Origin of the sequence: Mesorhizobium ciceri biovar biserrulae WSM1271, from assembly GCF_000185905.1 — a bacterium.
GTDB lineage: Bacteria > Pseudomonadota > Alphaproteobacteria > Rhizobiales > Rhizobiaceae > Mesorhizobium > Mesorhizobium ciceri.
The window spans coordinates 1776896-1791722 of the sequence record NC_014923.1 but is presented as its reverse complement, the minus strand read 5'-3'; the positions used below and the strand labels follow the sequence as shown (position 1 = coordinate 1791722).

General features: G+C 62.9%; 14 protein-coding genes. 3 read left to right on the top strand and 11 right to left on the bottom strand.

Annotated features, from left to right (window positions below; all coding sequences use genetic code 11):
• Positions 1 to 59 precede the first annotated feature (59 nt).
• The gene (locus MESCI_RS08605) at positions 60 to 869 is read right to left on the bottom strand and encodes an AraC family transcriptional regulator (protein WP_013529558.1); all 810 of its coding nucleotides are present in this window, start codon (positions 867 to 869) and stop codon (positions 60 to 62) included.
• 137 nt (positions 870 to 1006) lie between these two features.
• On the opposite strand from MESCI_RS08605, the gene MESCI_RS08600 reads away from it, so the two are divergent.
• Positions 1007 to 1927 carry a zinc-binding dehydrogenase gene (locus MESCI_RS08600; RefSeq protein ID WP_013529557.1) on the top strand — a complete coding sequence of 307 codons (921 nt, stop codon included), beginning with the start codon at positions 1007 to 1009 and terminating at the stop codon, positions 1925 to 1927.
• Between the two features lie 13 nt (positions 1928 to 1940).
• On the opposite strand, the gene MESCI_RS08595 is transcribed toward MESCI_RS08600, so the two are convergent.
• The gene (locus tag MESCI_RS08595) at positions 1941 to 2693 is read right to left on the bottom strand and encodes an SDR family NAD(P)-dependent oxidoreductase (RefSeq protein ID WP_013529556.1); all 753 of its coding nucleotides are present in this window, start codon (positions 2691 to 2693) and stop codon (positions 1941 to 1943) included.
• Between the two features lie 161 nt (positions 2694 to 2854).
• On the opposite strand from MESCI_RS08595, the gene MESCI_RS08590 reads away from it, so the two are divergent.
• Positions 2855 to 3220: a nuclear transport factor 2 family protein gene (locus tag MESCI_RS08590; RefSeq protein ID WP_013529555.1), complete on the top strand. Its 366-nt coding sequence runs from the start codon at positions 2855 to 2857 to the stop codon at positions 3218 to 3220.
• A 9-nt stretch (positions 3221 to 3229) separates the two neighbouring features.
• Here MESCI_RS08590 and MESCI_RS08585 read toward each other — a convergent pair whose 3' ends face one another.
• The 7 genes from MESCI_RS08585 to MESCI_RS08560 all read right to left on the bottom strand — a co-directional run bounded on the left by MESCI_RS08585 (position 3230) and on the right by MESCI_RS08560 (position 9571).
• Positions 3230 to 5497 carry a transglycosylase domain-containing protein gene (locus MESCI_RS08585; protein ID WP_013529554.1) on the bottom strand — a complete coding sequence of 756 codons (2268 nt, stop codon included), beginning with the start codon at positions 5495 to 5497 and terminating at the stop codon, positions 3230 to 3232.
• Positions 5498 to 5666: 169 nt separating this feature from the next.
• Positions 5667 to 6581, bottom strand: a complete 915-nt coding sequence (locus MESCI_RS08580; RefSeq protein WP_013529553.1) for a hypothetical protein — start codon at positions 6579 to 6581, stop codon at positions 5667 to 5669.
• An 18-nt stretch (positions 6582 to 6599) separates the two neighbouring features.
• Entirely contained in the window at positions 6600 to 6746 is a 147-nt protein-coding gene (locus MESCI_RS32245) for a hypothetical protein (RefSeq protein ID WP_013529552.1), read from the bottom strand.
• 25 nt (positions 6747 to 6771) lie between these two features.
• Complete coding sequence (locus tag MESCI_RS08575) at positions 6772 to 7026, bottom strand: GlsB/YeaQ/YmgE family stress response membrane protein (RefSeq protein WP_013529551.1); 255 nt, start codon at positions 7024 to 7026, stop codon at positions 6772 to 6774.
• A 110-nt stretch (positions 7027 to 7136) separates the two neighbouring features.
• A complete protein-coding gene (locus tag MESCI_RS08570) occupies positions 7137 to 7340 on the bottom strand; it encodes a hypothetical protein (protein ID WP_013529550.1) in 204 nt (67 codons plus the stop codon).
• Positions 7341 to 7440: 100 nt separating this feature from the next.
• Positions 7441 to 8061, bottom strand: coding sequence for a ribonuclease D (locus tag MESCI_RS08565; protein ID WP_013529549.1), 621 nt, complete (start codon positions 8059 to 8061; stop codon positions 7441 to 7443).
• A gap of 124 nt (positions 8062 to 8185) precedes the next feature.
• Positions 8186 to 9571 (bottom strand): M20/M25/M40 family metallo-hydrolase, encoded by a 1386-nt coding sequence (locus MESCI_RS08560; RefSeq protein ID WP_013529548.1) that lies wholly within the window; start codon positions 9569 to 9571, stop codon positions 8186 to 8188.
• 416 nt (positions 9572 to 9987) lie between these two features.
• Here MESCI_RS08560 and polA point away from each other — a divergent pair, with 416 nt between their 5' ends.
• Positions 9988 to 12939 (top strand): DNA polymerase I, encoded by a 2952-nt coding sequence (gene polA / locus MESCI_RS08555; RefSeq protein WP_164753475.1) that lies wholly within the window; start codon positions 9988 to 9990, stop codon positions 12937 to 12939.
• Between the two features lie 151 nt (positions 12940 to 13090).
• On the opposite strand, the gene MESCI_RS08550 is transcribed toward polA, so the two are convergent.
• Together MESCI_RS08550 and mgrA are read right to left on the bottom strand one after the other, a co-directional pair.
• On the bottom strand, positions 13091 to 13495 hold the full coding sequence (locus tag MESCI_RS08550; RefSeq protein ID WP_013529546.1) for a Fur family transcriptional regulator: 405 nt from the start codon (positions 13493 to 13495) through the stop codon (positions 13091 to 13093).
• Between the two features lie 193 nt (positions 13496 to 13688).
• Positions 13689 to 14735, bottom strand: coding sequence for an L-glyceraldehyde 3-phosphate reductase (gene mgrA, locus MESCI_RS08545; protein WP_013529545.1), 1047 nt, complete (start codon positions 14733 to 14735; stop codon positions 13689 to 13691).
• Positions 14736 to 14827: the final 92 nt, after the last annotated feature.

The window sequence follows — 14827 nt, the reverse complement described above, 5'->3', positions numbered from 1 at the left end:
CAAGCTGCACTCTCGCACGCTGGCAACGTGATCGGCTCGACCACCCTTTCAAGCGAGCATCACGCCACGAATGCAGAGCCGCCATTTTGCGCGATACCGCTGAGGTATTTGGCCGGCGGCTTCCCAAGCGCCTTCTTGAACATGATGATGAAAGCCGTAACGGAACCATAGCCGAGATCGCCCGAGACCTGCTGGACACTCTTGCCGGAAGCCAGTTCCCGAATTGCAACGATCAAGTGCAATTGCTGGCGCCAGCGCCCGAAACTCAGCCCCGTCTCCTTTGCCACAAGGCGGGCGAGGCTGCTCTCGCTGAGCGCGATGCGGTTGGCCCATTCCGCCAGTGTGCTGCGGTCGGCAGGATCTTGCGCCAACGCTTCGGCGATCCTGTTCAAGCGTGGCTCGGACGAGATCGGCAGGTGCAATTGCTGGACAGGCATGCGTGGCAATTCGGTGAGCAGCATCTTGGTCAAGAGTTCGCCCCTCGCCCCGTCACCCTCCACCCGATCGGAAAGCTCGATGATCAATTCGCGCAGCAGGGGCGAGATTGAAAACGTGCAGCACCGCTCCGGCAGATCGGCGGCTCCCGGCTCTATGTAGACGAAAAAAATCCGGGCGTTGGCGGTTGCGACATTGCTGTGCTCCATGCCGCCGGGGATCCACACCCCGCAATGCGGCGGCACCATCCATAGACCGCTTGGAACGCGGCATGTGACGCCACCGCCGAGTGCGAAGACGAGTTGGCCTTTGCGGTGCCGATGGGCGGGGACTTCCGCTCTGGTCTCGGGGATGTCGACGCGCACGACAATCGCCGGCGCGGCAGGGTCATCCACATCGAGATCGAGCCAGGGGTAGCTGAGGGGTTGTCTCATGGTTGACTGTTATTAGCGATTAAACGCCACGATAGCTAAATTCTTTAACAGCGAAAGTCGATAAGCTCCGGCTCGTACTCAGCTTGCCGTGCTTTCCACAGCAAGCTGGCACCGACAAGCCAGCAACAAGGTACGCCATGCTCGCCCTGGTCATCTCTCCCGAAAGCGCGACCGGGTTGAGGCTCGCCGACATCGCCGAGCCTCAACCGGCTTCGAACGAAGCGCTTGTCTCTGTCCACGCAACTTCGTTGAACCGGGGCGAACTGCGCCTGCTTGCCATACGCCCCGAGGGCTGGATACCCGGCCAGGACATCGCGGGGATTGTCGAACGAAGAGCAGCCGATGGTTCCGGGCCAGCCGTCGGCGCCCGGGTTGTTGCTTTGGTCGACGAGGCCGGTTGGGCCGAACGCATCGCAGTCCCAATCGACCGTCTCGCCGTCCTGCCGGATGACGTCAGTTTCGTTTCCGCAGCCACGCTTCCTGTCGCCGGTACGACGGCACTAAGGACTCTACGCCATGGCGGCGACCTCGCCGGCCAGCAGGTCTTGATCACGGGTGCAAGCGGAGCGGTCGGCCGTTTTCAGATCCAGATCGCCCGCGAGCAAGGCGCCTCGGTGACGGCAATCGCCGCGGCCCGGCACGCCGACGATCTCCGCGGCCTCGGAGCCCGGCAGGTTGTCGAAGCGATCGATCTGGCCGAGGGGCCGTTCTCGCTGATCACCGAGTCGGTCGGCGGCCAAAGCCTCGCACGCGCGATCGAACGTATCGCACCTGGCGGGACCATCGTCATGTTCGGTTCGAGCAGCGGCGAGCTGACGCCCGTCGGATTCCGCCAGTTCGTTCCGGATCATGAAGGGGCAAGGCTTCAGACTTTTGCGTACTACACGTCTGGTCCAGGCATCGGCGAGGACATCGCCTCACTGCTCGCTCTGGTCGCAGCCGGCCGGCTCGAAACGCGCGTGGCCTTGACGGCGCCGTGGACAGACGTCGCTCAAGCGCTGGACGCACTGCGCCAGCGCAGCTTCAGCGGCAAGGCTGTTCTCACCATAACAGGATGAGCATCCTGTTTTGTCACACGTGCTGGCCGCCATTGATGTGGATTTCCGAGCCAGTCACATACGACGCCTGCTGCGAGCACAGGAAAAAGATGATGTCGGCGACTTCGGCCGTGGTACCAAGGCGCCTGAGAGGAATGGTCTCGACGATCTTGTCCGTGCCCGGCGACAGGATCGCGGTATCGATTTCGCCCGGCGCAATCGCGTTGACGCGGATGCCGTGCGGGCCGAAATCATGTGCCATCTCGCGCGTCAGCGAGCCGAGTGCCGCCTTCGATGTCGCGTAGGCCGTGCCTGCGAAAGGATGCACGCGGGTTCCGGCGATCGAGGTTACGTTGACGATCGAGCCCTTGGCCGCCGCCAGTTCCTTGAACAGCCCGCGCGCCAGCATGATCGGCGCGAAGAAATTGACCTGGAACACGTCGCGCCAGACATGCATCGGCGTGTCGATCGAATTCATGCGGCTGTTGCCGTCCTTGAGCTTCGGCGAAATGCCGGCATTGTTGACCAGCGCATGCAACTGGCCGCCATGCGCTTCCAGCCGGTGGCGAATTTCGGAGACGGCGATGCCGACATCCTCCTGATCGGCGAGATCGACCTTGATGTGGTCTTCCGGCCCGGCCGGCCACGGGCAGTCCTCGGCGAAAGCCTGCCTGGAGCAGGTGATGACGCGCCAGCCCTCGCGCGAAAAACGCTTGACGGTGGCGTGGCCGATGCCGCGGCTGGCGCCGGTCAGCACGATGGTCTTTCGGGTGTCGAGTTCAGTCATTTCAGGTCTCCAGCCGGCAGATGTAGCCGAACGCCGCCGAGGTGGCGAGAGGCCGAAATGTCACCACTCACCTCAAAGGAGGAACCGGGAAGCTGGCTCGCCGTTGGTCCTTGAATGCGGAAAGGGCGCGGGGTTCTGAATCAATCTATCAGGACAAAGCCATGACACAGACAGCACCCCTCGACATCGCCACTGCCTTCACCAAAGCGTGGACAGGACACGACCTCGAAAAGGCAGCATCCTATGTCGCCGACGACGTCGTTTTTGATGGGCCGATGCAACAGTCGACTGGCAAGGCCCCCTGCCTCGAGGGCCTGACCAAACTTTCACAGGATGTGACCGGTGTGCGCATGATCGCGGCCTTCGGAGACGATCACCAGGCGCTGCTTATGTATGAATTGATGACAAAGTCGTCCGGCGCGCTTTCCTGCGCCAAGCACCTCACCATCAGCGACGGCAAGATTCACAGCGACAAACTGACCTTTGACAGCAAGAAGCTGGGCAGCGCCAAATCAAAGGCGAATTAGCGGGTCTACTCAGCCGCCAAGGAGGTCGAGGATCGAGGTCTGCCGCTTCTTGCGCGGGCCGCCGACGTCGCCTGGCGGCACCGGGTGCTTGATCGACGCGGTGGCGCCGTCATCCCCCGGCATGGAAAGGCCATCGGCATCGACGGTTTGGGCGGGACGAGCCGCGCGGACCGGCGCTGGCGCTTGGGCAACCGGCGCTGTTGGCCGCGCCGGTGCCTGCTGACCGACCGACGTGGACGGAACCGGCGCCGTGTTGTTCGCCGAGGGTATCTCGTCGGGGACGATTGTGTCGGCCGGCGTCGACTTCCAGGTGCCGGGCAGCGGCCGCACCGGCACACCCTCGTGGGCCGCAACCATGAACTCGTGCCAGGCCTGCGCCGGCAGTGCGCCGCCGGTGACCTTCTTCATCGGGCTGCCATCATCATTGCCGAACCACACACCGGTGGTGAGATTGGCGGTGTAGCCGACGAACCAGGCGTCGCGCGAATTCTGACTGGTGCCGGTCTTGCCGGCCGATGGCCAGGCGAAAGCCGCTTTCCGGGCAGTGCCGATCTCAACCGTGCCCGTCATCATCGAGTTCATCATGCCGACGATCTCAGGCTTGACGACGCGCGGCGCGCTGCCGCCGCCGCTGTCGTAAAGCACCTTGCCCTCGGTGGTCGTCACGCGCCGGATGAAATGGATGTCGGGCTTGTAGCCGCCATTGGCAAAGGGGACATAGGCCGACGTCAGCTCCAGCGGCGTCACTTCCGAAGTGCCGAGCGCGATCGAGGTGTTGGCTGTCAGGTCGGACTGGATGCCCATGCGGTGCGCCGCCTCGACAACCGCGTTCGGCCCAACCTCCATGGTCAGCTGCGCTGCCACCGAATTCAGAGACTTGGCCAGCGCGGTGGCCAGCGTCACCTTGCCGAAATACTTGCCGCCGTAATTGTCGGGCGTCCAGTTGCCGATCTTGATCGGCGCATCGTTGCGGATGCTGTCGGGCGTGCGGCCGGCTTCAAGAGCGGCCATATAGACGAACGGCTTGAATGCCGAGCCCGGCTGGCGACGTGCCTCCGAAGCACGGTCGAACTGGCTGGTCGAATAGTCGTAGCCGCCGACCATGGCGCGCACCGCACCGGAATCGTCGATCGACACCAGGGCGCCCTGGCTGACGTTGAGTTTCTTGCCGCTGTCGTCGATCAGCCTGCGGATCGATTGCTCGGCGAGCTTCTGCAGGTTCAGGTCGACGGTGCTGTCGATGACGATATCGCCGCGTACGTCGCCGATCAGGTCGGGCAGTTCCTCCATGATGGTATCGGCGACGTAATTCTCCGAGCCGGTCCAATAGGAAGGCGCACGCGTTGCCGGCGCGCTCATCGCCGAGGTCAGTTCCTTGGCGCTGATCTTGCCCTCGTCGCGCATGGCGGCAAGCACCAGCTGCGAGCGTTCCTCGGCGGCCTTCGGATCGCGTGCCGGGGACAGCCGCGACGGCGCCTTCAGCAGGCCGGCAAGCAATGCGGCTTCCGACAGGGTGACGTCGCGCGCGCTCTTGCCGAAATAGCGGCGCGAGGCGGCTTCGACGCCATAGGCGCCGGAACCGAAATAGACCCGGTTCAGGTACATTTCGAGGATCTGGTCCTTGGTGTGCTTGTGCTCCAGCCATAGCGCCAGCAGCACTTCCTGCACCTTGCGCTCCAGCGTGCGGTCGGGTGTCAGGAACAGGTTCTTGGCCAATTGCTGGGTCAGCGTCGAGCCACCCTGCGAGAAATGCCCGCCAAGCACATTGGTGACCATCGCGCGGGAAAGCCCGATCGGGTCGATGCCGAAATGCGAGTAGAAGCGCCGATCTTCGATGGCGATGACGGCTTCCGGGATATAGGGCGACATTTCGTGCAGGCCGACCGCCTCGCCGCCGCTCATGCCGCGATTGGCGAGCAATTGGCCATCTGCCGAGACGATCTTGATGTTGGGGGCGCGGTCGGGAATCGACCAGGTCGTCGCCGCCGGCATCTTGGCACCGTAGTAGATGACGATGCCGGCCACGGCGATGCCGCCCCAGATGGCGAGCACGAAGCACCAGTAGAATAGCCGGCCGAGCACGCCGAACAGGCCGCGCCGGCTTCTGCCGCGCTTGACCCGCGACGATTTCCCTTTGGCCGGCTTGCGTTTTGCGGAGGCTTTGCGATTGCTCGGCACGACGCGATCCTCCTCGTTCACCGAAAGACCCGCCGAGGACCGCGCCTGCGGCGGCCCCTCGAAACTGGGTTCGATGCGACTGTCTCTGCGGTTCGCCATGCGCTGTGCTTGATGTCCCCGATGCCTATGGCGTTCGGGTTGAAGAGTAGATGCGGCGATTTAAGGGCGGGTTAAGTCGTGTTCGAATGCCGGCCTTGGGGTTGGGCAGCCAAAAAGGCCAGCGTCTGCTCTTTGCAGGTTACTGACGCCACGCTGTTCGCTGTCTCGTTCAGATGGGCTCGAACTTCACATCCGGCTGGTCGGGACCGCCGGCTTGCCGCAACAGCGCGACAATGTGTTCGCCCCTGTCGACCGGCTGTCGCCTCCAGTTCGAGGCGTTCGTGACGTGCAGCCAGCCATCGACAATCATGAAAAAATCCTCGGATTGATCATGTCCGGCGCCGAAGCGAAGCGATTTGTTTTCAGCGAATCGAATCAGCGCCGGATCGATCGACCTGTAGAGCACAGGCCAGTTGCCACCGCCGGAATCCATATGAAACTTGTAGCTCGGGGCGAAATCCAGTCGTCGCCGCAACAGGCTTCCGTCGAAAAAACAGAAGCCGGGCCACAGGAACCAGCCGCCTGGCGTCGGCGTATCGCGCCGCACGCTGCCGTAGAGGCTTTTGCCCTCCATCCGGGCGCGGATCGAAAACGGTTCAGTCGGAAAGATGTCATGATCGATGAAGCCGAACAGCTTCGGCCCGAACCTGGGCAAGAAATTCCGCACGATCCAGTTGAGCGCTTGACCGTGCGATCTGCTGACGACCAGCCTGTTCTTCGGCAATGCGACATAGGGGACATGCTGGCGACGGCAGAGATCGCGGATTGCTTCCCTTGCCTCGCCCTTGTTGCTGTTGTCGAAAACGATGTAGCTTTCGTGCTCGGCCAGGTATCGGCGTACCAGGTGGATCTGCCATTCGATCATTTCGGGCCGGTTGAAGGCCACAGTGGCGACGACCGCATCGCGGAATACCTGCTCTTGCCCCTGCAATTCGCTGACCGGTGCGGATGTCCTCAGAAAGCGAAACACCCGCCAACGATAGCGCAGCAGCGCCTCGCGCCTTGGCGGTCTGTTCAGCCTCTCCCATTCCGCCACGGTGATCGGGGGCTGATCGACGTCTTCCGGGGCGTCAGAAGCAACCATGTCGCGCCCCCGCATAGCTTAGTTCTGCTGGATCGAAATGCCCTTGTCGTCGATCTTGAGCTCGACGCCCTTGGGTTTGGTCTGCTCGCGATAGACATAGATACCGAGCGCGATGACCACGACGACGAGCGCGCCGATGACGAGATAGAGCGTATTCTGTTTCATGGCGCGCTCTTTGCGTTGTCGAGCCTCAGGCTCGTTTCAGAACCTTGACCAGCACCAGCAGGATGATGGCGCCGATCGTGGCATGGATGATCGCGGCGAGAGTGCCGCCGCCGATAGAAAAGCCGATCCGCGGAAACAGCCAGCCGGCGATGAACGCACCGACGATGCCCACGATGATGTTGCCGATCAGGCCGAAGCCGAAGCCGGAAACGATGAGACCGGCGAGCCAGCCGGCGATGGCACCGATGATGATGAAGACGAGCAGGCTTTCGACACCCATAGCGATTTCCTCCGAGCAAGAGGGCGACCGCGGACCGGAAAGCCCCGAATCGGCCTCGATATCAACGGCTTCAGGCTATTCGAAAGCAGCCGGCCTCACCAGCGGCGCGCTCATTGATCGTCGTCGTCGCTTGCGGCAGGGCGCCAGCTGGTCGGCTCGACCTTCTTTTGCGTGTGACTGTCGATATAGACCCACCAGCCGTCGTCGCGATATTGCGCGATGGATTCGTTGATGACGCCGTCACTGTCCTTCCAGGTCACGGAGACCTTGGAGCCGTCTGTCGGCGCGGTCGCAATCGGCTTTCTGTCCGCCATGTCATTATCCCCAACTGCACCGACAAACTGAGCCGACAGAACGCGACGGCCTGTATCCGGTTCCAAACGGTCACCGGCTCGCGGAGCGCGCCAACGGCCCTCAGCTATGGGCGAAGATATCCTCTTCGTCCCAGCCCATCAGGTCAAGCTTGGCACGCGTCGGCAGGAAGCGGAAGCAGGCATCGGCCTCCTTGGTCCGCCCATCGCGCGCCAGCCGTCCGGCCAGTACATCGCGCAACCGGTGCAGATAGAGCACGTCGGAAGCCGCATATTCGAGCTGTTCGGGCGACAGCGTCTCGGCCGCCCAGTCCGACGATTGCTGCGCCTTGGACAGCCCGACGCCGAGAAGCTCGAAGCAGATGTCCTTGAGCCCGTGGCGGTCGGTGTAGGTGCGGGTGAGCCGCGAGGCGATCTTGGTGCAGAACACCGGCTCCGGCATGACGCCGAACGCATTGTAGAGAACGGCAAGATCGAAGCGGCCGTAGTGGAACAGCTTGGTTACGCCACGGTTCCTCAGCAGGCTGACGAGGTTCGGCGCCTTCTTCTGGCCGGGCGCGATCTGGATGACGTCGGCGCTGCCGTCGCCGGGCGAAATCTGCACCACGCACAGCCGGTCGCGATGCGGATTGAGCCCGAGCGTTTCGGTGTCGATGGCCACTGCCCCGACATTGTAGTGCGAGAGGTCGGGCAGGTCGTTTTTATGGAAACGGATATCGGCCATTGTCTTCTCCGGTCGAGCCCTACAGTGCCCCCTGACCCGCAGGGGATGCTGCAGCGCTTTATCTTGTGGCCCGTCCTCGCCGCGATCGGCTGAAAAATCAACAGGAAAACAGGGGTTCCGCTGCTCAGCGCGTCAAGGCATCGAGAATCCGCGCCCAGGAGCGCTGGCCCTTGTGGAAGGAGCTGAGCTCGTATTTCTCGTTGGGCGAGTGGATGCGGTCGTCGTCGAGGCCGAACCCGACCAGCAGCGATTCCATGCCGAGATAGGTCTGGAAATCGCCGACAACCGGAATGGAGCCGCCGCTGCCCGTCGTAACCGCCGGCTTCGGCCATTCGTCGGACAGCGCATTCTTGGCCTTGGCCAGGAAGGGCGAGTCGTAGGAAAGCTGGATTGCCGGCGAGCCGCCATGCGGATGGAATTCGACGGAACAGTCGGCCGGAATGCGCTCCTTGACGAACTTCTGGAACGCGGCCCGGATTTTTTTCGGGTCCTGCTTGTGGACGAGGCGAAAGGAGACCTTCGCCGAGGCTTCGGCCGCGATCACCGTCTTGAAGCCCTTGCCGGTATAGCCGCCGATGATGCCGTTGAACTCGGCCGTCGGCCGCGCCCAGGTCAATTCCAGCACGGAGCGGCCCTTTTCGCCCGACGGGATCGACAGGCCGACCGGTCCCAGGAACGTCTCGGCAGTCTCGCCGAGCGTCTCCCATGATTTCAGGATCTGCGACGGCGTTTCCTCGACGCCATCATAGAAGCCGGGAATGGTGATGTGGCCGTCCTTGTCGTGGATATCGGCCAGCACCCTGGCCAGGATGCGGATCGGGTTGGCGGCGGCACCACCATAGAGGCCCGAATGCAGGTCGCGGTCGGCGGCCTTCACCGTGATCTCCTCACCCACCAGCCCGCGCAATCCGACGCAGATCGACGGCGTGTCGCGATCCCACATGCCGGTATCGCAGACCAGCGCGAAATCGGCCTTGAGTTCGCCGGCATTGGCCTCGAGGAACGGCTTCAGCGAAGGCGAACCGGATTCCTCCTCGCCCTCGAACAGGATGGTGATGCGGCAAGGCAGATTGCCATGCACCTGTTTCCAGGCGCGGCAAGCCTCGACGAAGGTCATCAACTGGCCCTTGTCGTCGGCCGACCCCCGACCGACGATCACCTTGTGGTCCGGCCCGACCTCCTTGACAGCAGGCGCGAACGGATCGCTTTCCCACAATTCGATCGGGTCGACCGGCTGAACGTCATAATGGCCGTAAAACAGCACATGCGGCGAACCGGCCGGGCCGTCATGGTGCGCAACCACCATCGGGTGGCCGGGCGTGTCGCGAACGCTGGCGTCGAAGCCGATCAGCTCGAGTTCGGCCACCAGCCATTCCGCCGCCTTGCGGCAGTCGGCGGCATAGGCTGGATCGGTGGAGATGGACTTGATCCTGAGCAAGCCGAACAGGCGCTCGAGGCTCTGGTCGAGATTCTTGTCGAGACGGTCGAGGACGGGGGAAACTGCGGACATATGTGAAGCCTTTCGATTCAGAACCGGAACCGTAAAGGCATGACGGGAAAACGAAAAGCCCGCGATCATTGGACCACGGGCTGCAAACGTCTCTGCGAGGCAAAAAAAGACCGCCGTGGTGGAGGGGGAACCACGGCGGCCTTCTACTCGAAACGATGCGGCAGCCCGGAGAGGGGGGATAGGCTGCCGCAGGTGTCCGGGATAGGCGGGGGACGGGCCTTGCTCCGGACTCGGCGAAAACTGCCGATGACGTGTATTTGGGTCTCTGAACGTGGCGATTCAAGGGCACGAAAATTACAGTTTTGTAACATGGGCGTGAGCAGGGTGACGGCGATCTGTCAGGGTGTTGCCGGAACCGATAGTCGAGGCTGCCTTTGGCATGGACCAAGCCGCCGCGCCGCGCTATCCCTGCCGGCATGAAAAAAGGCGATCATCTCTTCCTTGTCGACGGCTCCGGCTACATCTTCCGTGCCTATCACGCGCTGCCGCCGCTGACCCGCAAATCCGACGGCCTGCCGGTCGGCGCCGTTTCCGGCTTCTGCAACATGCTGTGGAAGCTGATGCTCGACGCCCGCAATACCGATGTAGGCATCGTGCCGACGCATTTCGCCGTCATTTTCGACTATTCGTCAAAAACCTTCCGCAACGACCTCTACCCCGAATACAAGGCCAACCGCTCGGCACCGCCGGAAGATTTGATCCCGCAATTCGGCCTGATCCGCCAGGCGACCAGGGCGTTCAACCTGCCCTGCGTCGAGATCGAAGGCTACGAGGCTGACGATCTGATCGCCACCTATGCGAGGCTCGCCTGCGAAGCCGGCGGCGATACCACCATCATCTCCTCCGATAAGGATTTGATGCAGCTGGTTGGCGATACGGTCGCCATGTACGACCCGATGAAGGACCGCCAGATCGGAATTCCGGAGGTCATCGAGAAATGGGGCGTGCCGCCGGAGAAGATGGTCGACCTGCAGGCACTGACCGGCGATTCGGTCGACAATGTGCCTGGTGTGCCCGGCATCGGGCCGAAGACGGCGGCGCAACTGCTCGAACAGTTCGGTGACCTCGACACGCTGCTGGCCCGGGCCGGCGAGATCAAGCAGGACAAGCGCCGGGAATCGATCATCGCCAACGCCGACAAGGCGCGCATTTCTCGTCAGCTGGTGACGCTGATGAACGACGTACCGGTGACCGAGGGTCTGGAGGATTTCGTCCTGCACGCGCCCGACGGCCCGAAGCTGATCGGTTTCCTCAAGACCATGGAATTCACCTCGCTGACCCGCCGTGTCGCGGAAGCGACCAGCACCGAGGCCGGCGACGTCCAGGCCGTCGCGGTCACCGTCGAACGCGCCGATCATGCCCATGGCCCAGACGTTGGCGCCGGTTTGCCGCCGGTTGCCCGAAACGCGCCTGGCACTGAACCGGACGAAGCCGGCGGGACGGCGGAGACGTCAAAACAAGGCGATACCCCCTCCCTGCTCGCGGCACTAAGGCTGGAGCGCGCGGCCACCGGCAAGATCGACATTTCGGCCTATCACTGCATCCGCGATATCTCGACCCTGAAAGCCTGGGTCGCCGAGGCACGGGAGGCTGGCATCGCCGCCTTCGACGTCAGGGCGACATCCGCCGATCCGATGCAGGCGGAACTGATCGGCATGGCCATCGCCACGGCTCCCGGACGCGCCGCCTACATTCCCTTCGCCCATATGAGCGGCAATGGCGACCTGCTCGGTGGTGGCGCGCTCGAAAACCAGATTCCGCTGCGCGAGGCGCTGGCGGTGCTGAAACCGCTGCTCGAAGACAGATCGGTTCTCAAGATCGCGCAGAACCTGAAATACGATCTTGTCATCATGAGCCGCTACGGCGTCGATGTCGCACCGTTCGACGACACGATGCTGATCTCCTACGTGCTCGATGCCGGTACGCCCCATGGTCACGGCATGGATGCGCTTGCCGAAAAGTGGCTCGGTCATACCCCTCTTCAGCTCAAGGACGTGACCGGCTCGGGCAAAAGCTCGGTCGGTTTCGATCAGGTCGACATCGACAAGGCGACGGCTCATGCCGCCGAAGACGCCGATGTGACGCTGCGGCTCTGGCTGGTGCTGAAACCGCGGCTTGCCGCCAAGGGCCTGGTGTCTGTCTATGAGCGGCTGGAGCGGCCGCTGGTGCCGGTGCTGGCGCGCATGGAACAGCGCGGCATCTCGGTCGACAGGCAGATCCTATCGCGGCTCTCCGGCGAATTGGCGCAGGGCGCCGCTCGCCTCGAAGAGGAAATCTACCAGCTCATCGGCGAACGCATCAACATCGGTTCGCCAAAGCAGCTCGGCGACATCCTGTTCGGGCGCATGGGCCTGCCCGGCGGTTCCAAGACCAAGACCGGCCAGTGGTCGACGTCGGCGCAGCTTCTCGAAGATCTCGCCGCCGAAGGTCACGAACTGCCGCGCAAAATCGTCGACTGGCGCCAGCTGACCAAGCTGAAATCGACCTATACCGATGCGCTGCCCGGCTTCATCCATCCCGACACCAAGCGCGTCCACACCTCCTACGCATTGGCCGCGACGACGACGGGACGCCTGTCGTCCTCCGACCCGAACCTGCAGAACATTCCGGTGCGCACCGCCGAAGGCCGCAAGATCAGGACCGCCTTCATCACCGACAAGAGCCATCGGCTGGTCTCGGCCGACTACAGCCAGATCGAATTGCGGGTGCTCGCCCATGTCGCCGAGATCCCGCAACTGCGGCAGGCTTTCGCCGACGGCGCCGACATCCACGCCATCACCGCGTCGGAGATGTTCAACGTGCCGGTCGAAGGCATGCCCTCGGAGGTTCGCCGCCGCGCCAAGGCGATCAATTTCGGCATCATCTACGGCATTTCGGCCTTCGGTCTCGCCAACCAGTTGTCGATCCCGCGCGAGGAAGCCGGCAACTACATCAAGAAATATTTCGAGCGCTTCCCCGGCATCCGCGATTACATCGAGGAGACCAAGGCTTATGCCCGCGAGCATGGCTTTGTCGAAACGATCTTCGGCCGCCGCATCCATTACCCCGACATCCGCTCCTCGAACCCGTCCCTGCGCGCTTTCAACGAGCGAGCCTCGATCAACGCCCGCCTGCAAGGCACCGCCGCCGACATCATCCGCCGTGCCATGATCCGCATGGAGGAGGCGCTGGAAAGAGCAGGGCTTTCGGCACGCATGCTGCTGCAGGTGCATGACGAACTGATCTTCGAGACCGTCGAGGCGGAAGTCGAGGCGACGATCCCGGTCGTGCGTCATGTCATGGAAAACGCGGCGATGCCGGCGGTCTCGATGTCGGTGCCGCTGCATGTCGACGCGCGCGCCGCCAACAATTGGGACGAGGCGCATTAGCACCAACGCAAGGTGTGTTGAGATTCAGATCAGGCCGAGTCGAAAATGGTGGATTCCGGGAGCCGGAGCGGAGCGTACTTTTCGTACGTGAGCACCGGAAGCGCAGGAAGCCGCCATTTGCAGGCCGGCATCATCTGAATATCAACTCACCTCAAGCCGCCTCAGCCAAACACTTGGCACATGTCCCGCGAAACTCGATCACCGCCTTCTTGGCGGCGAAGCCGGTGGAGCGCACCCATTCGTCCAAGCTGTGGCCGACATCGTGGTCGGACATCTCGGTGACCTGCCCGCATGTGTCGCAAATGGCGAAGGCAGTCATCGAATGGCTGTGGTCATGCGGCTCGGCGCAGGCGACGAAGGAATTGATGCTTTCAAGCCGATGCACGAAACCTGACTTCACCAGCGTGTCGAGCGCGCGATAGACCTGAAGCGGTGCGCGAAAACCGCGCTCGCGCAATTGGTCGAGCAAGGTGTAGGCACTGAGCGGTCCGCTGGCGGTCTCGAGTTTCTCGAGCACGCACAGCTGGTTTTTCGTCAGCACATCCCTTGCCGCCATGATCCTGTTTCCAACTCGCCTTGCGTCGCTTGCGCCGCGCACAAACGATCCATGTCCCCCCAGATAGCGACGAACAGGCATTTTTGCTACTGTTTCCAGCATTCTGCCCGCAAGGCGGCCGAGAACATCGATCGGAGCGGGGCAACAGGCAGGTTGCCCGCCGTTTTTCGCTTTGCCGGCTTATCGAGCGGACCTATTTCCTCGGCGGGCCTTTGCGCTCGGCAGAAGCCGCCCACAGATTGATGTCGGATTCGCGCGCGTAGGTGTCGATCTCGGCGAGTTCGGCATCGCTGAAGTCGAGCGCCTTGAGCGCGCCGACGCAGTCCTCGACCTGCTCCGGCCGGCTGGCGCCGATCAGTGCCGAGGTCACCCTCCCCTTGCGCAGCACCCAGGCCAGCGCCATCTGCGCCAGCGTCTGTCCGCGCCTGCCGGCGATGGCGTCGAGCGCCTTGATGTTGGCGATGGTCTTGTCGTTGATGAAGGCTGTCTTCAGCGACTTGCCCTGCGACGCACGGCTGCCGTCCGGAATGCCGCCGAGATACTTGTCCGTCAGCATGCCTTGCGCCAGCGGCGAGAACACGATGGAGCCAACGCCGAGCCCTTCGAGCGTGTCGAGCAAGCCGTCTTCCTCCACCCAGCGGTTCAGCATCGAATAGCTCGGCTGGTGGATGACGCAAGGCGTGCCAAGCTGCTTCAAGATATCGGCCGCCTCGCGCGTGCGCTGCGAATTGTAGGACGAGATGCCGGCATAGAGCGCCTTGCCCGAGCGCACGGCATGGTCGAGCGCACCCATCGTTTCTTCCAGCGGCGTGTCGGGATCGAAACGGTGCGAATAGAAGATATCGACATAGTCGAGCCCCATCCGCTTGAGGCTCTGGTCGAGGCTGGCCAGAATGTATTTGCGCCCACCCCATTCGCCGTAGGGCCCGGCCCACATCTGGTAGCCGGCCTTGGTCGAGATGATCAATTCGTCGCGGTAGGCAGCGAAGTCGGTGCGCAGGATCTCACCGAAGGCGGTTTCGGCAGAACCGGGCGGCGGACCGTAATTGTTGGCGAGGTCGAAATGCGTGATGCCGAGGTCGAAGGCCTTGCGCGCGATCGCCTGCTTGGTCTTATGCGGCGTGTCGTTGCCGAAATTGTGCCACAGGCCCAGCGAGATCGCCGGCAGCTTCAGGCCGGAGCGGCCACAGCGGTTGTAGACCATTTTCTCGTAACGGTTTTCGGCGGGCGTGTAGGGCATCGGAAAATCCTCGAATGGAAACGAGCCGGTCGGCTGCATTCGTCACAACGCGGCGAGTTGGCTCTGCCCCCCACCCTTACCCTCTCTCCGTC